Genomic DNA, 20,811 nt, shown 5'->3' with positions numbered 1-20,811 from the left:
GCCCGGTCTTCCGCCTTATTCCGGCGCGATCTGTCCGAGCCTGCCTGCGAAAAACGTCAGCGCATCTCCCGTGCGCATTTCAGCCTGCAGCACCTGACCGAGCACGATCAGGTGGTCACCGCCTTCATAGGCCGCATAGCGTTTGCATTCGAAGCGGGCGAGGCAGTTTTCGATAAGGGGCACGCCGTTGTCGTCGATACGGTAGGGCAACTGATCGAAAGCATGGGCATTGCGCACGAAGCCGTTGCAGACAGCCGCCTGTTCGTGGCTGAGCACATGGATGGCGTAGTGCTCCGCGTCTTCAAAATACTGGAACCGGCGCGAGCCCTTGTCCGGCATCCAAAGAACCAGCGCCGGTTCGAGCGAAACGGAGGAGAAGCTGTTGGCGGTAATGCCGACGGGTCCGTCCTTGGAACCGGTGGTCACGACCGTGACGCCCGTGGCAAAACGGCCGAACGCGTCCCGCAGCAAGCGGGTATTGTCGGAATCCGGCTCGAAGGTCACAGTATGATTGGCGTTCTGCATGGTCATCAGGGCACCTCTGTTCCAAGTGCCGCTTCGTAAAGGCGGTACCAGGTTTCGCGATCCAGGTTGACTTTCAGGGCATCGGAGATCTTGGAGATCCGGTCGATATTGTTGGTGCCCATCACCGGCAACAGTCCGGCCGGATGAGCGAGCAGGAATGCAACCGCAACGGCGGAGCGGTCGACACCGGCCTCTGCGGCCAGTTCGTCCATCACCACGCCGAGCTTGCCGCTATCGGAAATCAGTGAGCCGCCGCCAAGGGGAGACCAGGCCATCAGCTTCGTTCCGAGACGCTGGTGGAAGGCAAGATCGCCATTGGTGAAGGGACTGATTTCCTTCAGGGAAATCTCGATCTGGTTGGTCACCAGCCCTGTCGTCATGGCCGACTGCAGCAGCTCCCAGTCCCAGGGGCGGAAGTTGGAGACACCGACGGCCTTGACTTTGCCGCTCTTCACCAGACCGTCGAGCGCGGCACCGGTCTCATGGTGATCCATGAGCGGGTCCGGACGGTGGATCAGCAGGAGATCGATGGTCTCGATGCCCATCTCCGTCAGCGAGATGTCGACTGACTTCTCGATATGAGCGCGGGACGTGTCGTAATGCTTCACCTTCGCGCTCGAATAACGCCCGGCTGGTGCGACGATGTCGCATTTGGTGACGATTTCCATTTTCGAGCGCAGGGACGGGTTGGCTTTCAGAGCCCCGCCCAGGACCGCCTCGGCCGCATAGCCGCCATAGATATCGGCCTGGTCGAAGGTCGTGATGCCCTGGTCGAGACAGGCCTGGATCTTGCGCTCCACATGGGCCGGCGAGGTGTCGGTATCGTCACCGAGGCGCCACATGCCGTAGATCAGGCGGGAAAATTCCAGAGTGTCGGAAATCTTGACGCGGTTCATCAGCGGCGCTCTCCGTTGCCGAGAGGGGTGGCGGGGGTGGATGCGGGAACGCGGCCATAAGCGTGCGGCAGGGAGCAGGTCTTCAGGTTCGGCAAAACACGTGTGCCGAAATGCCTTGCTTCTTGCATGTGCGGATAGCCGGAGAAGATGAAGGCGCGGATGCCCATCTTCTGGTAGCCCTCGATCTTCGACATGACCTGATCGGTCGAGCCGACAAGAGCCGCACCGCAACCGGAACGGGCCCGGCCGACGCCGGTCCACAGGTTGGGCTCGATATAGCCGAACGCGTCGGCAATCTCGCGGTTCTTGGCCTGGTGGCTGACGCCGAGCGACTTCGCATCGAGCGCCCGCTCACGGATTGCGGTGCCCTGGGCTTCATCGAGCTTGGAGACGATGAAATCGGCATATTCCTGCGCTTCCTTTTCGGTGTCGCGCACGATCATGTGGACGCGCAGGCCATAATCGAGCGTGCGGTCGTATTTTTCGGCAACCGCATTGACGGCCTTCATGCGGCCTTCCAGTTCCTCGATCTTTTCGGGCCACATCAGGTAGACATCGCAGTGCTGGCCGCAGAGGTCCAAGGCGTCCGGTGAATAGCCGCCGAAATAGAGCAGGGGGCCGCCGGTCTGGTAGGGACGGGCCGGGTCGGTGGTGAGGCCCTTGAAGGTGTAGACCTCGCCTTCGTAATTGATCTCGTCCTGTGTCCAGGCCTGTTTCAGGATCTCGACCACTTCGCGGGATCGGCGGTAGCGGTAGCCGCTGTCGGCCTGTTCGCCCGGGAAGTCGGAAGAGATGATGTTGACCGTGAGGCGGCCCTTCAGCATGTGGTCGAGGGTGGCAATCGTGCGCGCCAGCATGATCGGCTGCATCTCGCCGCAGCGAACCGCGGCCAGCATGTTGATCTTCTCGGTAATCGGAGCGCAGCCGGCGACGAAGGACAGGGTGTCCTGGCCGACCTGATAGGACGACGGGCAAAGGATGTTGCGGAAGCCCTGCTCCTCGGCGGTCTTCACGATAGAGGAGCAATGCTCCCAGCTGGAACGCAGATGGCCTTCGGGAACGCCCAGAAACTGGTAGTCGTCGGAGCACAGCGCAGCGAACCAGGATACCTCCGCCGCGTCGAGATCCGGCGACGTGACTGGGACTACGGTCATGAATTGCCTCCCTCGGGCCTCTTCTTGAATGCGAAAGCTGAAACGTGCCCTCAGGGCTCGTTTGGGTTTCGCTATTTTCGTTTGTTTTCGATTGGCTTCATTTTGCCTTCGATTTCCTCTTGCATATCACCCGTTTTGATGTAAATCAATAGTGTATCAATTTTGCCGGACGCACAATAGAAACGCCATGCCGACCGCTTCGCAAACCTCTACCGCGCTGCCTCTTTATGTGCAGATCAGCGAGCTTTTGATCAGGGATATTGCCGCGGGACGGCTTATCGAGGGCGAGCGCCTGCCGCCGGAACGGGACATGGCCGAGGAACTCGGCATCTCCATCGGCACGCTGCGCAAGGCGCTCGCGGACCTTACGCAAAAGGGCTTACTGGAGCGGATCCAGGGGTCGGGAAACTACATACGCCAGGGTGGAACGCAGGAAAGCGTCTATGCCATGTTCCGCCTGGAGCTTCTGACCGGCGGCGGGCTGCCACGGGCCGACATTCTGGACGTCACCCGCATGGCAAAGCCCGACGGCATGCCGCTCTTCGGCACCAGTGCCGAGGGCACCCGCATCCGGCGCCTCAGATATCTCAATGACGTGATGATCGCGGTCGAAGAAATCTGGCTCGACGGGGATGCCGGCGCCGTTCGCCGCGACCTCCTGTCCGATTCGCTATACCGCTATTACCAGAAGCAACTCGGCTTCTGGATCGTGCGGGCCGAGGACCGGGTAACGATCGGCACCTTGCCGGACTGGACACCTTCCGTCTTCCAGAAGTCTCCCGGCATCGTCACTGGCTATATCGAACGGTTCAGCTGGGCCGACCGGCCCAAGCCCGTCGAATTTTCGCGCACCTGGTTCGACACGGACAGGGCGCATTACGTTCAGCGACTGAAATAGGCGGATGGCAAGGCCCCGCTTCATATGGAGGACTAGATGCCTGCAAAGGTAAGATACGGTGTCATTGGCTGCGGCATGATGGGGCAGGAGCACCTGCGCAACATCGCCCTTTTGCCAGACACCGAAGTGACGGTGATCTTCGAGCCGGATGCCGGCATGGCAAGGGCCGCCGCCGAATTTGCGCCACAGGCGCAATTCGTCGGGTCCGTTGCGGGTCTGCTGGAAGTCGAGGCGCTGGACTGCATCCTGATCGCCAGCCCCAATCACTGCCATGTGCCGCAGATGGAGGAAATCCGCCGCAAGCGTCCGCTGCCGCTGCTGGTCGAAAAGCCGCTTTTCACCGATCCGAAGGACCTTGCCGAACTGGAAGCCTTCAAGGCGTCCTATCCGGCGCCTGTGTGGGTGGCGATGGAATACCGCTACATGCCGCCGATCGCCGCCCTGATCGAGCAGGCCGAAGAAGCCACCGGCGGCATCAAGATGCTGACCATCCGCGAACACCGGTTTCCGTTCCTCGACAAGGTCGGCGCCTGGAACCGCTTCAACCGCTACTCCGGCGGTACGTTCGTGGAAAAATGCTGCCACTTCTTCGATCTGATGCGCCTGATCATGAAGTGCGAACCGGTGCGGGTCATGGCGTCTGCCGGCCAGGACGCCAACCACAAGGACGAGATGTATGACGGCGAGCAGCCGGACATCCTCGACAACGGTTATGTGATCGTCGATTTCGAAAACGGCGCCCGTGCCATGCTGGAACTCTGCATGTTTGCAGAAGGCTCCCGGTACCAGGAAGAGGTTTCCGCAGTCGGCCCGGACGGCAAGATCGAAGCCTATGTGCCCGGCCCGGGCCGATTCTGGCCGAAGGACCTGGGCGAGCCGCCGGTGCCGCAACTCGTTGTCTCGCCGCGCATGCCCAAAGGCCCACGGCAGATCGACATTCCAGTCGATCCCGCCATCCTCGATGCCGGTGATCACAACGGCTCGACCTTCTACCAACACGAGGGTTTTGTCGCCGTCGTGCGCGGCGAGAAGGCATTGCCGGACGTCACGCTGGAAGACGGCCGCCGGGCCGTGGAAATGGGACTGGCAGCCCAGCTCTCTGCCAGGACCGGTCAGGCCGTCTCTTTGAGGGCGCAGGCGCTTTCCTCAGTCGCCTGTTAGAGCACGTCGCGAAAAAGTGGGATCCGGTTCTTCGCAAAAAGACGGGCGTCAAAAAGGAGAGAAAGCGGGTCATGTGAATTCAAATGAACGCGACACGCTTTGGAAACGACCTTTCCACCGCAGACCTCGCCGGCGCGACCTCGTCGCGCCGGTTTTTGTCAAAGCCTCTTGAAGTTGCCGGCAGGCTTGCGCCGACCACGAGGGTCAATTGATCAGGACATACTTGGCGATGATGTCGTTATATGTGCCGTCCGACTTTATCTCTGCCAAAGCCTTCTGGAACGTCTTGACGAGTGCAGGGTCGCTGTCTTTCTGGAAAGCCATATAACAATAGCCGCTGAGTTCCTGGATGGGCAGGGCACGTTTTACCCGCGACGGGTCAACGCCTTCGTCTTTTAGAAGCTGGCTAATCACCGTGTCGTCGATCACCATCAGGTCGATCCTGCCGAGCAGCAGTTTACGCAAGTTCAGGCGGTCGTCCTCGACCGCATCAAGCTTCTCTATGCCATGTTTCTGAAGAACTTCTGCCTTTGCGTCTCCCAGATAGACCCCGACGGTCAACTCCTTGGCGTCAGACAGGCTCTTGAGGTTGATCGTGGAATTATCGGATCGCTTGTAAAGAGAAACGCCATAGGGTGCGATTTCTCCGACCCATGCGAATTGGTCCTCGCGATCCGGCGTCCGAATGATGGAATAGATCAAGGTGTTCGGCCGGCTGAGAGAGAGCTGGTAGCTTCGCGCCCATGGCAGAAAATCGATCTCCGCATTCTCGCCAGCCACCTTCATCGTTGCCTGAAGAACCTCGGTTGACATCCCTTTGGCTTCCCCATCTTCCAGATAGTTGAACGGGGGGAGCTGTTCGGTGACGATTGTCAGGGGCTCGGCGCGCGCACCGAAGGCGAGTGGCAGACAAAAGCAAAGGATCAGAAAAAGTCTCACTCGACGCACCTCGGAATTCCGCCAGATCTTGGGCTGCCATAAAGGTGGAGATATGAAACTCACGGAGTTTTTAAGAAAGCCTGAAGGTTCTCAAAGCCCGTTTTGAAAAGCGATTGAGTTTCAATTGCGGTTTTCCGTTTTGAGTTTTGGGCGAGCCACTTCAGGTTTGCTACCGGCCTTTGTCCGAGTTTTGGGGCAATGCCAGTCGATCCGGCGAGACATGGTTGTTTCCTCCGTTTCTGCTGGAGAAATGTTTCCTGTCTGCCTCTCGGATTTGGTCATATGGGCCCCAAATCGAATGTGCCGTTTGAAGAATGCGGGAAAACCGGCCCATTGACAGCACCGGGTGCTTCCCTGAATGGCCAAGCGGCTTTTCACCGAAGCCTTCATGGATCGCAAAGCGGGTGGTTGTTCACCAGCGTTCCTTGGGTAGCAGGCCATTGACCGTGTCGGAGCTGAAGCCGTCCCGGCCGCGGCGCATGTTCAGGGCGCGGATCTTCACTTTGTATTCGCGTCCGGTATCCGACTTTATGCACTGCTGTTTGCGGTAGGCGAAGTTGTCGGGAACGCCTTTGTGGTTCTGAACGAGCACGCAAAACAGATCGTAGCGGCCGTCGACTGAAAATTCCCGCCTTGCTCCTTGCGCGACAATCACCTGTGTGTGCCGCGTAAAGGCATTGTCGAACAGAAGGAAATTGCAAAACGGCTGGCTTCCGTTTGGCGTACGCGTGCTCTCGCAATAGAAGATTTCGGCGCGGGCCTCTCCAATCGAAAGGCCGGGTAGGAAACCGCAGATCGACGCGGCAGCAAAAAAGAGCACCAGGAACCGGCGCAAGAGAACCATCTTAAAAATCTCCATAAGCAAGGGCGGATGCCGCTGGGTGTCATGTTGCAGTCAGAATGTAAAATTACGTAAGGATAGCAAGTCCTGTTGTGATGTGCTGGACATTTCGGCAGGCCCGTGTGCAGGATCTAGGTGTGATGTTCAGGTTGCTGCCGGTTTTGGCGGCAACCGCCCCTGTGCATCGAGCGAAGGTCCGGCACGGCCCGGTTTCGTTTCCCGGAGGCTCCCATGCGTAAGTCCTTGTCATTACTCCTTTCTTCATCCCTCGTTTTGCAGACGGTGCTCGTCAATGGTGTGCTTGCAGCCCCGGCGATAACGACCGCGAATGTCAATTTTCGCCAGGGGCCGGGCACCGGTTACGGCTCCTTTGGCACCGTCCCGAACGGTGCCCAGGTCGAACTTGAAAACTGCGACGATTCCGGTGCCTGGTGCTCCGTCAGTTATAACGGTCAGAACGGATTCGTCAGCGGTCAGTATCTCCAACTGACAGAACCGGAACAGACAACCGGCTGGCCGCGCTCTTTCCAGACCGACGCCGGTGCGACGCTGGTACTATATCAGCCGCAATTCACCGAATGGGACAACTTCAAGACCCTGAAGGCCCTGGTTGCAGCTGAATATGTCAAGGACAAGGACGCCAAGCCCGTCTTCGGCGTTATCGGCGTCAGCGGCACGACGATTGCCGATCCCGACAAGGGCGAGGTCGATGTCAGCGAGATCCAGGTGACCCAGCTCGATTTTTCTGCGCTCGACAGAACCTCTCTGACGGATCTTTCCCTACAGGTCGGCAAGATCATGCCGACCGGCACCATCACGGTGAAGGAAGACCGCATTACGGCCGGTCTCGCCGAATACCAGCGCATGGACGACGTCCAGGGCCTCGGTTCGGATGCGCCGCCGATCTACGTTTCAAACGAACCTGCGATTCTCGTGCAGACGGATGGTGCGCCGATTTTTGCTCCGGTAAAGGGCGAACAGGGTCTCTCATTCGTGGTCAATACCAACTGGGACGTATTGAAGATCGACGACAGCGGCGAGCTTTATCTGCGTGATGAAAAATCCTGGATGACCACCAAGGACGTCGCGACCGGCTGGCAGCCGGTAACCCAGCTTCCAGGCCTGATTACCTCTCTGCCGGACGACGACAACTGGAAGGAAACCCGCGAGGCGATCCCGGGCGAGGCGTTCCCGGACAATGCCCCGCCCAAGGTTATCTATTCGGACAAGCCGGCCGAAATGATTGTCTTTGACGGTGAGCCGGCGCTGGAGCCGGTCGAAGGGACCGATCTGGAATGGGCGTCGAATACCGACAGCGATGTATTCTTCCTGAAATCCACGTCTACCTGGTACGTCCTGGTGTCCGGCCGCTGGTTCAAGTCGGCCTCGCTGGATGGGCCCTGGACCTTCACCACCCCGGACATGCCGTCCGACTTCCTCAACATTCCGGAAGACGCACCCTATTATTCGGTCCGCTCGTCCATTCCCGGCACTTCCGAGGCCGAGCAGGCCCGGCTGAAGGCCAGCATTCCGACAACCGCTCGCGTGGAAGTCGGCTCCGTCAGCGCCGAGGTCTCCTATGCGGGCGACCCGGAGTTCGAAAAGATCGACGGTACGTCGATGTCCTACGCGGTCAACACCAATGATCAGGTCATCCAGGTCGGCGCGAAGTACTATGTGCTGCAGGATGGAGTCTGGTTCGTCGGCGACAGCCCGGAAGGTCCTTTCCAGGTTGCAACCTCTGTGCCCGAGGAGATCTACACCATCCCGCCGTCCTCACCGGTCTACAACACCACCTATGTGCGCATCTATGACAGCGAACCGGATGCTGTCTGGTACGGCTATACGATGGGCTATCTCACCGGCTTCCTCGCCTGGGGCGTTTTCGTATACGGCACCGGCTATTATTACCGGCCGTGGTACAGGCCAGGCCTGCTACCAATCTATTATCCTCGGCCGGTCTCCTATGGCATTGGCGCCTTCTACAATCCGATACGCGGCACCTACGGACGTTACGGCTATGCCTATGGGCCAATGCGCGGAATCGCTGCCGGCGGTATCTACAATCCGCGTACCGGCGGTTACATCCGCGGAGCTGCCATCAGCGGCCCGCGCGGCAGTGCCGGCTTTATCTCCGCCTACAACCCGCGTACCGGCAATCGCGTCATTGTCGGAGGGGCCCGTGGCATCTATGGCTCCTGGGGCGGCAAGGTCGTGACCGGGCCCGAATGGTCCCGTGCAAGAGACCTCCAGGCTGGTGCCGTCAACCGATGGAAGCAGGATGGAGATCTTGGCCGGGTGGCCAATCTCGACCGGCGCGGCGATGTCTTTGCCGGACGAGATGGCGCGGTTTACCGCCGGGACGGCGAGAATTGGCAGAAATTCGAAGGTGGTCGCTGGGGTGATGTCGCCGCGCCTTCCCGCGATGCGATCCAGGACCGGATGGGTGAGATCGGCGCCGGACTTGCCGGTGGAGCGCTTGGCGCAGGGGCGGGAGCGGCACTTGCCAACCGGCCGGCCGGTGACAGGATCCAGAACCTCCCCAATGCCGGCAACCGGCCGAACGTGCAGCGTCCGGCCAATCTGCCTGCCGGGCAGAGGCCGAACGTGCAAAGGCCCGCACAACGTCCTGAAGTTCAACGGCCGAATGTCCAGCGCCCAGCCGCACCACAAAGACCAAGTGTGCAGCGTCCCGCGCAGCGACCGCAGGCACCGGCACACCTGAACCGGGATCGGCAGGCACGCAATGCCGGCAACCGGCAGGTCAACCGGCAGCGCAACGTGCAGCGTTCTCGTCCCCAGGCGAGTCCGCAGCGGCGTGGTGGCGGGGGTGGCGGCGCACGCAGGGGCGGCGGTGGCCGGCGTCGGTAAGCGGTCGTTGAAACTGAAGCGATAAGCGGGTGCTCTTGGCGAGAAACTCTAAGGGCGTGGGCTACAATTGCACCTCATCCTGAGGAAGCGCGGAGCGCTGTCTCGAAGGAGGGGCCGCTTGTTCCAGAGTATGCCGCCCATCCTTCGGGACGGACCTTCCGGTCCTCCTCGGGACGAGGTTATTTTGGGCGATATCAGATCGGCAGGTCGCGGGCGTCGGCAATTGCCTCCATGGTCATGTAGGAGGTGACCGTGTCCAGATCGACCTTCTCGATCAGGCGTTGATAGACCCGGTCGAAGGCATTCATGTCTTCGGCCACCACCTTCAGCATGTAATCGTAATCGCCCGCAATGCGGTAGAAATCGATCACGTTCGGTATGGCCACAACCTCGCCACGGAACCGCTCCAGCCAGTCCTTGGAATGGTGGCGGGTGCGGATCATTACAAAGACCGTGAGATTGAGCCCGAGGTTTGCCGGATCGAGCCGGATCGTATGCCCCTCGATCAGCCCGCTGTCGTACAGCGCCTTCAGCCGCCGCCAGCAGGCATTCTGCGACAAGCCGACTTTTTCGGCGAGATCCCGCTGCGACAACCGCGCATCCCGTTGCAGGGCACGCAGGAGTGCGCGGTCGATTTGATCGAATTTCTTGTCCATTTCAGATCAAATGACACAAAATTAGCTCCTTCACAATTGAAAGAAGTGAGGAAAGCACCTGCAGAGTGGTCGTATGATCCGGAAAAGCAAGATTCGGAGCGGATATGACCCATAGAACCGGCACGGCCCTCGATCATTTCATCGACAGTCTCGAGGGGCCCAGGCTGATCGAACGGCTGCGTGCCGGTTTGATCGGCGAAGGCGCCACCATTTCCGGTCCTTTCGGTGAGCGTGAGCTGATCTATGCCGATTATGTCGCCTCCGGCCGGGCGCTCCGCCAGATCGAGGACTTTGTTCTGGAAGAAATTCTGCCCGTCTACGCCAACAGTCACACCGAAGCCTCCTATTGCGGCAGCGCCATGACCCGCATGCGTGAAGCCGCCCGCGGCGAGATCGCCCGGATCTGCGGCGCGGATGAGCATTACGCCACCATTTTCTGCGGCTCCGGCGCCACCGCCGGCCTCAACCGGCTGGTTCATCTTCTGGGCGTCTCCGGTGCGGCAGAGCGCGGTGAGAACCCGCTCGTCATCCTCGGCCCCTACGAGCACCATTCCGACATCCTTCCCTGGCGCGAGAGCGGAGCGGAGGTGATCGAGATCGGCGAAGCAGAGGAGGGTGGCCCCGACCTCAGCGAACTGGCACGGGTGCTGCAGGCGGCGGGAGGCGGACGGCTGATCGTCGGTGCCTTCTCGATGATGTCCAACGTCACCGGAATCGTGACGGATGAGGATGCGGTGACCGGGTTGCTGAAACGGCATGGAGCTCTCAGCGTCTGGGATTGCGCCGGATCCGGACCCTACCTGCCGATCGATGTGAAGGCGGGAACGGCACTGCAGAAGGACGCTGTCGTCGTCTCGCCCCACAAGTTCATCGGCGGTCCGGCGGCCTCCGGCGTCATGATCCTGCGCAAGGACGCCGTCCAGAAGAATACGCCCGTCTTTCCGGGTGGTGGCACGGTGCGTTTTGTCTCGCCCTGGGGCCACGACTACACGGCCAATCTGGCCGCCCGCGAAGAGGCGGGGACACCGAACGTCATCGGCGACATCCGTGCTTCCCTCGCGTTTCTGGTCAAGGAAGCCATCGGCCAGGATGTGATGAACGAGCGCAATGCCGACTGGCGCGAGAGGGCTCTGGCGATCTGGAAGGCCGTTCCCTCCATCGAGATCTTGGGCAACACCAGGGCACGGCATGTGCTGCCGGTCTTCTCCTTCCGGGTGCGTGACCTGGAAAGAGGTGGTTATATCCACCAGCAACTGGTGACGCGCATGCTGTCCGATCTCTACGGCATTCAGGCTCGCGGCGGCTGCGCCTGCGCTGGGCCCTATGCGCACCGGCTCCTTGGCATTGACAGGGACCGGTCCGATGCATTGCGGCAGGGCATTCTTTCCGGTGAAGAACTGAAGAAACCTGGCTGGACACGGCTCAATTTTTCGGTGCTCATGACTGAGGACAAGGCGGAAAAGATCATTGCCGCCGTCGAAGACTTGGCACTGCATCCTTATCCGGCCGCCGACATTTACGCCTGCGACGAGACCACGGCCCGGTTCAAGGCCATGCAGAACGCTGCTTGAAGGAAACGATCGACCAATGTGCCGCTGGGCTGCCTGGAGCGGGGCTCCGAAATATCTGGAAGAGGTCATCTGCGATCCCGCGCATTCGCTGATCGACCAGAGCCGTAACGCGCTGTCCTGCAAGACCTCCGTCAACGCGGACGGCTTCGGTGTGGCCTGGTATGGCGACCGGGAAACGCCCTGCGTCTACAAGGATGTCCGCCCGGCCTGGTCGGATCCGAACCTTCTTCAGATCGCAACCCATATCCGCTCCGGTCATTTCCTTGCGCATGTGCGTGCCTCTACCGGGACGGCGACGACCCGCGACAATTGCCACCCCTTCACCTTCGAGCGCTGGACCTTCATGCATAACGGCCAGGTCGGCGGCTACGACAAGGTGCGCCGGCGGCTCGACAACATGATCCCGGACGATCTCTACCGCGGCCGCATAGGCGGCACCGACAGCGAGAGCCTGTTCCTGGTGGCGATGGCCTATGGCCTGAAGCAGCATCCGCGGGCTGCCATGGCCCGGGCGGTATTCGAGGCCGAAGCCCTGTCCCGGTATGCAGGCACGACACCGCATATGCGCTTTGCCGCGGGATGGTCCGACGGCGAGACGCTTTATGCCGCACGCTATGCTTCCGACAATCTGGCTCCAACGCTTTACTACCGTGTCTACGACGACGGCGTGATGGTGGTCTCCGAGCCTCTCGACGAGGCTCGCAATTGCTGGATGGAGGTGCCGCAGGGCCAGATGATCGAAGTGAAGGCCGGCAAGGTGACTCAGGTCGCCTTTCACAGCGAAGAGCAATTGGCTGCTGAGTGAGTTAGCGGAAAGATGCCTGAATACAGGCAATTCTGTTTGTAATTCTTCATCCAGAGGAACTTGGCTGGTTGACCGGGTGCTCTCAACTCTCGATCCAGTGCCAGGCGGTCTCGATCTCGTTCCTGTCGAAATGCTTCTCGTCGATGCCGACCATCTTGGCGAACTTTGCGTCGACCGCGATCAGCGCCGCCAGAAGTTTGCTGTCGGTGACGATCGCGATCCTGTTTAAGTGCTGCATGTTGGCGAGCACCCATTTGATGTCAGCGGCGGCGGCCTCGAACGAAACGCCGGCATGATTGCCAAGCACGGCCAGAACGTTGATCTTGCCGTGCGCCTCGATCAGCTCTTCCGCCTTTGCGATCAGTTCCTTTTCCTGGGTGATGTCGATTTTCCCGGAAATCTCGACACCGAGGACGGCGCCCCGGCTGCGGGGCAGGATCATGTACATGAAGGCTCCTCCGGCTGATCTGCAACCAAAAGGATCGTAGGCCCACGTTTCCTCGTTGAGCAAGCAAAGGTTGCTCCTTGAGGGTTAGTGCGTACAGGCGGGCAGCATGCTGGTTCTGGGGCTTTCCGTTCAGGCTGACTTGGCCTAGTGGAGCGAATTTGACATTTGCTCCAGCGCTAGCGGCAGGGGGATGCAAATGTCAGAATCGAACCACTAGGAGCCCGTCATGTGGTCCCGGGTCCAGCTATCGACGATGTCCCTGATTTGCCGGGTGAGGGCACTCACCTCGGTTCTCTCCCTCCCGTAACCAAGATTGAAGGCATAGAAGTCAGCATCCTGCTTCGGCATCAGCACGTGTTGAAGCATGGTCTCCAGCTTGTCGAAGGCCTTGGCAATCTGGGCTTCAGGTGTCGCGGCTGCAGCATATTCGTCCCAAAGCGCCAGCAGCTCATCGGATAGGTCACGGGGCAGGGGGGCGCAGAGGGTGCGGAAATCCCGCCGCTCGCGGTCCTGACGATCGTCTCCCGGTGTCTGCAACGGCGCAGGCACATCACCTGAAATCGCTTCGCCGAGATCGTGCACGAGGCACAGCTTCAAAAGCATCGGCAAATTGATGTCCTCCAGTTCCTTCTCGAATAGGAGGACCATCAACGCAAGCCGCCAGCTGTGTTCGGCAGTACTTTCCGGACGACCGGAGCGTGTGGCACCTGACCGCAGCGTGTCCTTAAGAAGCTCGGAAGCCTGCAGAAAGGACAGAATGCCGGACAATCGGCCAGGGTCCATGGCGGGGAGGTCTGGAAGAGGGCGCGCATCGGTCATGGTGGAGAAACTAGTCTCCGATGCAAGTTCCAACCATGCGGCGCATAAATTATGCGGCTGTTCTCGCCTCCTCGCGCACGAGACGGACAAAGCGCCCGTCCGATAGTGGCAAACGCGTTATGCGGATCATGCTGTCCGGGATCGTCATCTCGGGATAGTCCGCCCGTTCCGTCCGGTAGACAATGTCCGGCGCATCCACTTCGAACCAGCCGAACTCCTCAAGCCTGCGTTCCGTTTCCCGGATCCCCTCGGATGCGAAGCGCCAGAGTGGACGGTTTAGGAAATCGCTCACGGGTGCACGCCATTCCGATGCCCTTGGGCGAGACATGGCGAGCAAGCGGTGGGTCAGGTCGCAGACGAGATGAACGGCCACCGCAGAACCGGAAACCAGTTCCAGCAATGCCCGGTCGGCCGCGCAGTCCGGCCACGCCCGCAACAGCCGTGTGATCTTCTGCCTATTTGCCTCGTCTGGCTGCGTAACACCGCTTTCCCAGCGGGAGATCCGTGTCTGCGACACACCGAATTCCCGCGCAAGAGACTCCTGCTTGACGCGGTTCAGCACCCGCCACCGGCGCAGGGACGGGCCAAGACTGGTCTGTAGGACGGCGGTTTCCTTGGACATGAGGTCAGTCTAGCCTTTCCTTTGTACCTTGGCACCGGAAAAGGCGAGTAGAGCTTGACCTGTTGGCGCAAGATCTCTGCCGGAGCAAGCCTAACGGTATTTCTCGATAAACTCATCGATTGAGAGATTTCGAAAGTCCGGCAGGCGTTCTTTCAGCTCTGCGTGGTTCCAGTCCCACCAGGATATGTCCATGAGCGCCTGTTCCTGCGCAATCGTGAAGCGCCGCTTGATCTCCTTCGCGGCAACGCCGCCGACAACCGTATAGGGGGCGACGTCCTTGGAAACGACGGCACCGGCAGCAATGATCGCACCGGTGCCGATGGTGACACCTGCCAGAACGGTCACATTGTGACCGATCCAGACGTCATGACCGATGGTGACCCAGTCGTCCTTGCGCCACTGGAAGAAGCCGGCATCGTCGTCGCCCAGGTCATAGGCTGCGGCGCGGTAGGTGAAGTGGTGCTGCGAGGCCCGCCAGGTGGCGTGGTTGCCCGGATTGATGCGGACGCGCCGGGCAATGGAACAGAACTTGCCGATCGTCGACCAGACGACATCGCCGTCCTGCACGATATAGGAATAGTCGTCCATCCGGCTTTCGCGCATTTCGGTGCGTGCACCCACTTCCGTCCAGATGCCGAGCTCGCAGTCCAGCACCCTGGCGTCGGGATGAATGTTCGGGGCTTCGGTCAGGACGGGCTTCTGGTGCGGGGCAGACATAAAGGCTCCATGGTTTCGACGAAAGGCACTCCGGGCAGACATCAATGGTCTGTCGATTGTGTAGTTCCGGTCGGTGGTCTCAGCCGTGCTTCTATAGGGAGCGACACCTTGCCCGGTGACGGATTGATGACGGTCTGATGACTGTATTCAATTCTTTTCAGATCTTTGCCGGCTGAAAAAGTCGCGCCGCCTGAACTTTTTTCCGATCACGCCTGGCCTGGTGCAAACAGGCCGGTTGAGCAACCCTGACTTTCAGCGGTTCAAAGAAGCTTATGAGCACGCTGCGGAAATTGCTTCAGGTCCTTTGGTTCCTCGGGGTATTCGAAGGCGTATGTCATTGATTTGTCATAAATCTTTGACGTTGCAGTCAAGAGACTGTCATCCAAATGTAATCGTCCGGTGGCTCTTGTCGCCCAGCACCACGAACAACACGAACAGGGCTGGCGCGTGATTCAGTTTCAGGAAGTCACCAAGACCTTCGGGTCTCGGACCGCGGTCAACAAGGTCAGTTTTAATATCGACAAACCGCAGATGATCGGCGTCATCGGCCGTTCTGGAGCGGGCAAGTCGACGCTCCTGCGCATGATCAACCGGCTGACGCCGGCGTCGTCGGGCGCGATCCTGTTCGAGGGCCGGGACATCCTCAGCCTCAAGGGAGGCATGATGCGCCGTTGGCAGCGCGACTGCGCCATGGTGTTCCAGCAATTCAATCTCGTGCCGCGCCTGGATGTGGTCACCAACGTGATGCTTGGCCGCCTCAATGGCCATGGCACCTTGAAAAGCCTCTTCAACATCTTCAGCCCGGACGACGTCAATTCTGCCCTGGCCGCGCTCGATCGCCTGGGCATCGCCCAGGAGGCGGTAAAGCGCGCCGAGGAACTGTCCGGCGGCCAGCAGCAGCGCGTCGCGATTGCCCGCGCCCTGATGCAGGATCCGCACATGATCCTGGCGGACGAGCCGATTGCCTCGCTCGATCCGATGAACGCCAAGATCGTCATGGACGCCCTGCGCGAAATCCATGAGCGCGACAACAAGATCGTCCTTTGCAATCTGCACACCCTCGATACGGCTCGCGGCTACTGCGACCGCGTCATCGGCATGCGCGACGGCTATCTGGTGTTCGACGGCGCGCCCGAGGAACTGACGACCGAGGCCGCCCGTGAAATCTACGGCGCGGACGAAAGCTTCAACGAGGCGGCGACATCCACCGCTATCGATGCCGGCCGTGCCGGCGCAAGAGAATCCGCCGGTGCGATGACCCCGGCGGCAGCAGCGGGCTGACCCGGCTGCGCACGTCATACCGTCATCACGACTGAGAACTCTCGGGGAGTGTCCCAAATGAAAATCGTTGCTAAAGTTGCTGCGCTTGCTGCCGTCAGCATGATCGCCCTGAATGCGTCCGTCGCCGGCGCCCAGGAAATTACCGAATTCCGCATTGGCATCCTTGGCGGTGAGAACGCCTCCGACCGTCTGCGTTCCAACGAATGCCTGCGTGAAATGACCGAAGCTGCGCTCGGTGTCCCGACCAAACTCTTCGCTCCGGCCGATTATAACGGCGTTATCGAAGGTCTGCTCGGCGGCAATCTCGACATGGCCTGGCTGGGCGCATCCGGCTATGCCAAGGTTTTCCTGACCGACCCGGAAGCCGTTGAGCCGGTTCTGGTCAAGGTCAACAACGACGGCAGCTACGGCTACTATTCCATCGGTTTTGCGCGCGTTGACAGCGAAATCAACAATCTCGACGACATGAAGGGCAAGACCTTCGGCTTCGGCGACCCGAACTCCACTTCCGGCTACCTGATCCCGTCGATCGAGATCCCGAAACTCGGCTATTCCATGAAGCCGGGCGAGTACTTCTCCGACGTCGTCTTCACCGGCGGCCATGAGCAGACCATCGTCGCGGTCTTCAATGGCGACATCGCCGGTGGCGTGACCTGGGCCGACGGTCTTGGCGAGTGGGAAGACGGTTACAATTCCGGCGCCCTGCGCAAGGCAACCGATGCCGGTCTCGTCGACATGACCGAGATCAAGGAAATCTGGCGCTCGCCGGTGATCCCGGAAGGCCCGGTTGTTCTTTCCAAGAAGCTGCCGGCTGACGTCAAGGAAAAGATGACCGCCCTGATGGCCAACCTCGTCCAGGAAGACAAGGAATGCGGCTACGGCGTGATGGCCGGTGAGGCACGCGGCTTCGAGCCGATCACCCACGACGCCTACAATTCGATCATCGAAGCACGCAAGTCCGTGAACGAGTAATTTCTCCTTCTTGTGTGATGCGCGGGCCGGCCTCCGGCCCGCGTTTTCCTTAATTATCCTTCCAAGGAAACATGAAATGGCCGTTGCTGCTCTCGAGCAGGAAATCCTGTCCATGCGCAAGCGCCGACAGCTCTATTCGCTGATGGGGCTGCTGCTGGTTGTCGCGGTGCTGGTCTCCGGATATTCGAAATCGAATGCGATGAATTCCGGCGGATTTCTGCAGGGCCTGTCCAAGTTCTTCGATTATCCGGGTGAAATCGTCGCCGAGGCCTTTGCCGCCGGTCCCGGCTTTTTCGCACTGGTCCTGCAATATGTTCCGGCCATGCTGGAAACGCTGAACATTGCTGCCGTTGCAACTCTCATCGGAGGCGCGATGGCGGTCGTTCTGGCAATGGCTTCGACCCGCAATGTCGACAGCTACGGCCCGCTCATTCCACTGGTGCGCCGTATGATGGACATCATGCGCGCATTTCCGGAGCTGATCATCGCGCTCTTCCTGATCTTCGTCCTCGGCTCCAGCCCGGTGCCGGCCATGATCGCCGTCGCCTTCCACACCGCCGGGGCGCTGGGCAAGCTGTTTTCGGAAGTGAACGAGAACATCGACCGCAAACCTATCGAAGGGTTGTCGGCCTGTGGGGCAAGCTGGCTGCAGCGGATCCGCTTTGCCGTGATGCCGCAGGTCGCACCGAACTACCTCAGCTATTTCCTGCTCCGGCTTGAAATCAACGTCCGCGCATCCGCCATCCTCGGCTTCGTCGGCGCCGGCGGTATCGGCCAGGAGCTGCGCCGTACAATCGGCTGGGGCCAGGGTGCAGGGGACGAGACCGCAGCGATCTTCGTGCTTCTGTTCGCAACCATCATGGTCATCGATCAGCTGTCGTCGTATCTGCGCGGCAAGCTTGTCGGCTCCGGCCGGGCGCATTGAGGAATCGACCATGACTGATGCTGTTTTCGAACCGGTCGTGACCCGGGAGCTGGTCTGGAACAAGGTACGTCATCGCGCCTTCCTGACCGTCGCCGTCCCGCTGGCGATCCTGACCTACCTTGTCTATACGTGGTTCGCCTTCGGGGTGCCGGGTCTGCTGGCAAAGGCCCAGCCTGACCGGGCAGTCATTCTGGCGACCGACTCCGTTGCCTACAAGGTCCATGTTGCCAAGAGTTTCCGGAACAACGAATTCGAAGTCGCCATCGAAGGCGAGCGGACTGCCACCTACGACAATGCCAAGGTTCCGGACTGGGTTCAGCTTGACGGTGAAAACGGTCTTGTTGACCTCGGGGACGGCTATACCGTGGAAATCGACGGCCGCACGGCCCTCTTCACCATTCCCGGCTATGGCGTGGTCAAGGGCACGGCAACGGAGACCGGTGTCGAAACGGTGCTGCTCGGCGGCGATGCGCCTGAATGGGTCAAGATAGATCCACGCAAGCTTGACGTCCGCCCGACGCTTGACCGGCGTCTTCAGATCACCAAGACCAAGATCGAGGTGCATAATTACTTCGGCGGCTGGGAGAATTTCTGGTTCCCGTTCCGCTCGCCGCTCTGGGGCATGTCCTTCAGCGAACTCTATGCGCTGGCACTGAGCGCCGATCGCGTGGATCCTGAGACGACCAATCTCTGGTTCATCATCGACGAGTTCCTGGACAACCCGGACTGGCAGCATGGTGATGTGTTCGTCGCCCTCTTCGAGACCATCATGATGGCGGTCCTTGGAACATTGACGGCGGCGCTTGTCGGTCTGCCGCTTGCGTTCCTCGCAGCGCGGAACTTTACCCCGTCCAGCCTGCTGCGGTTCGGCACGCGGCGTGTCTTCGATTTCCTGCGCGGCATCGACATGCTGATCTGGTCGCTGATCTTCATCCGGGCCTTTGGCCTCGGCCCGCTCACCGGTGCTCTGGCGATCGCTTTCACCGACACGGGCTCGCTCGGCAAACTCTTCTCCGAGGCGCTCGAAAACATCGATAACCGTCAGGTCGAAGGCGTGCGCGCCACCGGTGCCAGCCAGATCCAGCGCTACCGCTTCGGCGTCATCCCGCAGATCCTGCCCGTATTCGTGTCCCAGGTGCTTTATTACCTGGAATCAAACACGCGCTCGGCGACCGTCATCGGTGCGCTCGGGGCAGGGGGGATCGGGCTTCTGCTGGTTGAAACCATGAAAACCTCGCGCGATTGGGAAAACACCAGCTACATCATCATCCTGACGATTGTCGTGGTGATCGCGATGGACCAGGCCTCGAGCTGGCTGCGCCGCAAGCTGATCGAAGGCAAATAGGCCAATCGCCCCATAATCGGAAAGACCCGGCCCGGAAACGGTGCCGGGTTCTTCTTGATAAGTCTCGTCACCCACTTCCTGCCGCATTTCCGTCGCGCTAGCGTGTCAACCTGAATCAGGTGCTTCGAAGCTGCGGAGGGGGCTGTGCGATTAGGCATGCGGAATTATTTGACGAGCATTGTGACCGGAACCGGTTTGGCTTTGGCGGCGATGAGCGGATCGGCGCTCGCCATCGAAAGCTGTGTCGCCTCGCTGAAAAAGCAGGCGATCGGGGCAGGTGTTAAGCCTGAAGTTGCCGAGCGCATGCTGTCCGGCGCGGCCTATGACGAAAAGGTCATCCGGTTTTCCACCTCGCAGCCCGAATACAAGACCGATATCTGGGACTACATGGCGTTTCTGGTCGATGCGGAACGGATCCAGGACGGCAAGGCCAATCTGAAAAAATACGGCAGCACGCTGTCGTCGATCGAAAAACGTTACGGTGTCGACAGGCACGTTGTCCTCGCGGTCTGGGGCATTGAGAGCGATTTCGGCGAATTCAAGGGTGACTTCTATACGCCGCACGCCTTGGCAAACCTCGTCTGTGCCGGCAAGCGGCGGCAGAAATACTTCCAGGGCGAATTGATGAAGACGCTGCAGATCGCCTCGCGCGGTGATGTACCGGCCTCGGATTTCGTCGGCTCCTGGGCCGGTGCCTTCGGTCAGACCCAGTTCATGCCGAGCACCTTTGTCAGCCTTGCCGTCGATTACGACGGCGATGGCCGCAAGGATCTGGTCAATTCCGTTCCGGATGCTCTCGCCTCGACTGCGAATTTCCTGAAGAATGCCGGCTGGAAGAACAGCCGCCCCTGGGGCTACGAGGTGAAAGCGCCGGATGGCTACACCGGCCCGTCGGGGCTGAAAAGCTATGCCTCCATGTCCACCTGGGCCAAACGGGGCTTCACGCAGATCAATGGCGGCGGGCTTTCCGGAAACCTGGATGTCGCGCTGTTGCAGCCGGCGGGTGCTGGCGGACCGTCCTTCCTGGTGACCCACAATTTCAAGGCGCTCCGGTCTTACAACGCCTCCACGTCCTATGGCCTTGCCATCGCGCTTCTGTCGGAGCTGGTTTCGGGCGGCGAACCCTTCAAGACGCCCTGGCCGACGGATAATCCCGGTCTGTCGCGCGCCCAGCGGCTGGAACTGCAGAAATTGCTCAACCGGAACGGCTTCAATGTCGGCGAACCGGACGGCAAGGTCGGTCCGGCAACCCGGGAAGGCATCCGCCAGGCGGAAGCAAAATACGGGCTGCCCGTCACCGGGCGGCCGTCCTGGAATGTCTATACGGCTCTTGGCGGTAAATAGGCCGACGGGCGAGGTCTTTGC

At 60.2% G+C, this 20,811-nt stretch carries 20 protein-coding genes; 10 read left to right on the top strand and 10 right to left on the bottom strand.

Annotated features, from left to right (window positions below):
* Positions 1-15 precede the first annotated feature (15 nt).
* The 3 genes from ACX3M4_RS07410 to ACX3M4_RS07400 are packed head-to-tail and all read right to left on the bottom strand — an operon-like array spanning position 16 to position 2,575.
* Positions 16-531: a flavin reductase family protein gene (locus tag ACX3M4_RS07410; RefSeq protein ID WP_459357943.1), complete on the bottom strand. Its 516-nt coding sequence runs from the start codon at positions 529-531 to the stop codon at positions 16-18.
* A complete protein-coding gene (locus ACX3M4_RS07405) occupies positions 531-1,421 on the bottom strand; it encodes an aldo/keto reductase (protein ID WP_459357942.1) in 891 nt (296 codons plus the stop codon). The genes ACX3M4_RS07410 and ACX3M4_RS07405 overlap by 1 nt, the downstream gene beginning before the upstream one ends.
* On the bottom strand, positions 1,421-2,575 hold the full coding sequence (locus ACX3M4_RS07400; protein WP_459357941.1) for an LLM class flavin-dependent oxidoreductase: 1,155 nt from the start codon (positions 2,573-2,575) through the stop codon (positions 1,421-1,423). Before ACX3M4_RS07400 ends, ACX3M4_RS07405 begins: the two co-directional genes overlap by 1 nt.
* A 187-nt stretch (positions 2,576-2,762) precedes the next feature.
* On the opposite strand from ACX3M4_RS07400, the gene ACX3M4_RS07395 reads away from it, so the two are divergent.
* Both ACX3M4_RS07395 and ACX3M4_RS07390 read left to right on the top strand, forming a co-directional pair.
* Positions 2,763-3,473 carry a GntR family transcriptional regulator gene (locus ACX3M4_RS07395; RefSeq protein WP_459357940.1) on the top strand — a complete coding sequence of 237 codons (711 nt, stop codon included), beginning with the start codon at positions 2,763-2,765 and terminating at the stop codon, positions 3,471-3,473.
* Between the two features lie 36 nt (positions 3,474-3,509).
* The gene (locus ACX3M4_RS07390) at positions 3,510-4,634 is read left to right on the top strand and encodes a Gfo/Idh/MocA family protein (RefSeq protein ID WP_459357939.1); all 1,125 of its coding nucleotides are present in this window, start codon (positions 3,510-3,512) and stop codon (positions 4,632-4,634) included.
* A 204-nt stretch (positions 4,635-4,838) separates the two neighbouring features.
* Here ACX3M4_RS07390 and ACX3M4_RS07385 read toward each other — a convergent pair whose 3' ends face one another.
* Entirely contained in the window at positions 4,839-5,573 is a 735-nt protein-coding gene (locus ACX3M4_RS07385) for a substrate-binding periplasmic protein (protein ID WP_459357938.1), read from the bottom strand.
* 412 nt (positions 5,574-5,985) lie between these two features.
* Positions 5,986-6,417: a hypothetical protein gene (locus ACX3M4_RS07380; protein WP_459357937.1), complete on the bottom strand. Its 432-nt coding sequence runs from the start codon at positions 6,415-6,417 to the stop codon at positions 5,986-5,988.
* Between the two features lie 228 nt (positions 6,418-6,645).
* Here ACX3M4_RS07380 and ACX3M4_RS07375 point away from each other — a divergent pair, with 228 nt between their 5' ends.
* Complete coding sequence (locus ACX3M4_RS07375) at positions 6,646-9,285, top strand: SH3 domain-containing protein (protein ID WP_459357936.1); 2,640 nt, start codon at positions 6,646-6,648, stop codon at positions 9,283-9,285.
* Positions 9,286-9,479: 194 nt separating this feature from the next.
* Here the strand turns inward: ACX3M4_RS07375 and ACX3M4_RS07370 are convergent, their stop codons facing one another.
* Positions 9,480-9,941 (bottom strand): Lrp/AsnC family transcriptional regulator, encoded by a 462-nt coding sequence (locus ACX3M4_RS07370; RefSeq protein WP_459357935.1) that lies wholly within the window; start codon positions 9,939-9,941, stop codon positions 9,480-9,482.
* A 104-nt stretch (positions 9,942-10,045) separates the two neighbouring features.
* Here ACX3M4_RS07370 and ACX3M4_RS07365 point away from each other — a divergent pair, with 104 nt between their 5' ends.
* Both ACX3M4_RS07365 and ACX3M4_RS07360 read left to right on the top strand, forming a co-directional pair.
* On the top strand, positions 10,046-11,512 hold the full coding sequence (locus ACX3M4_RS07365; RefSeq protein WP_459357934.1) for an aminotransferase class V-fold PLP-dependent enzyme: 1,467 nt from the start codon (positions 10,046-10,048) through the stop codon (positions 11,510-11,512).
* A gap of 16 nt (positions 11,513-11,528) precedes the next feature.
* Entirely contained in the window at positions 11,529-12,317 is a 789-nt protein-coding gene (locus ACX3M4_RS07360; protein ID WP_459357933.1) for a class II glutamine amidotransferase, read from the top strand.
* A gap of 82 nt (positions 12,318-12,399) precedes the next feature.
* On the opposite strand, the gene ACX3M4_RS07355 is transcribed toward ACX3M4_RS07360, so the two are convergent.
* From ACX3M4_RS07355 to ACX3M4_RS07340, 4 genes are all read right to left on the bottom strand, one after another.
* Positions 12,400-12,765: a SpoIIAA family protein gene (locus ACX3M4_RS07355; protein ID WP_459357932.1), complete on the bottom strand. Its 366-nt coding sequence runs from the start codon at positions 12,763-12,765 to the stop codon at positions 12,400-12,402.
* A 213-nt stretch (positions 12,766-12,978) separates the two neighbouring features.
* Complete coding sequence (locus ACX3M4_RS07350; protein ID WP_459357931.1) at positions 12,979-13,584, bottom strand: HD domain-containing protein; 606 nt, start codon at positions 13,582-13,584, stop codon at positions 12,979-12,981.
* Positions 13,585-13,633: 49 nt separating this feature from the next.
* Complete coding sequence (locus ACX3M4_RS07345) at positions 13,634-14,206, bottom strand: helix-turn-helix domain-containing protein (RefSeq protein ID WP_459357930.1); 573 nt, start codon at positions 14,204-14,206, stop codon at positions 13,634-13,636.
* Between the two features lie 90 nt (positions 14,207-14,296).
* Positions 14,297-14,923, bottom strand: coding sequence for a DapH/DapD/GlmU-related protein (locus ACX3M4_RS07340; protein WP_459357929.1), 627 nt, complete (start codon positions 14,921-14,923; stop codon positions 14,297-14,299).
* A gap of 447 nt (positions 14,924-15,370) precedes the next feature.
* On the opposite strand from ACX3M4_RS07340, the gene phnC reads away from it, so the two are divergent.
* From phnC to ACX3M4_RS07315, 5 genes are all read left to right on the top strand, one after another.
* A complete protein-coding gene (phnC, locus tag ACX3M4_RS07335) occupies positions 15,371-16,204 on the top strand; it encodes a phosphonate ABC transporter ATP-binding protein (RefSeq protein ID WP_459357928.1) in 834 nt (277 codons plus the stop codon).
* A gap of 57 nt (positions 16,205-16,261) precedes the next feature.
* Positions 16,262-17,176, top strand: a complete 915-nt coding sequence (gene phnD / locus ACX3M4_RS07330) for a phosphonate ABC transporter substrate-binding protein (protein ID WP_459357927.1) — start codon at positions 16,262-16,264, stop codon at positions 17,174-17,176.
* Positions 17,177-17,252: 76 nt separating this feature from the next.
* On the top strand, positions 17,253-18,101 hold the full coding sequence (gene phnE, locus ACX3M4_RS07325; RefSeq protein ID WP_459357926.1) for a phosphonate ABC transporter, permease protein PhnE: 849 nt from the start codon (positions 17,253-17,255) through the stop codon (positions 18,099-18,101).
* 10 nt (positions 18,102-18,111) lie between these two features.
* The gene (gene phnE, locus ACX3M4_RS07320; protein WP_459357925.1) at positions 18,112-19,446 is read left to right on the top strand and encodes a phosphonate ABC transporter, permease protein PhnE; all 1,335 of its coding nucleotides are present in this window, start codon (positions 18,112-18,114) and stop codon (positions 19,444-19,446) included.
* 156 nt (positions 19,447-19,602) lie between these two features.
* A complete protein-coding gene (locus tag ACX3M4_RS07315) occupies positions 19,603-20,790 on the top strand; it encodes a lytic murein transglycosylase (RefSeq protein ID WP_459357924.1) in 1,188 nt (395 codons plus the stop codon).
* Positions 20,791-20,811: the final 21 nt, after the last annotated feature.

Source organism: Roseibium sp. M-1 (assembly GCF_054515675.1).
This window is presented reverse-complemented; position numbering and strand designations above follow the sequence as displayed.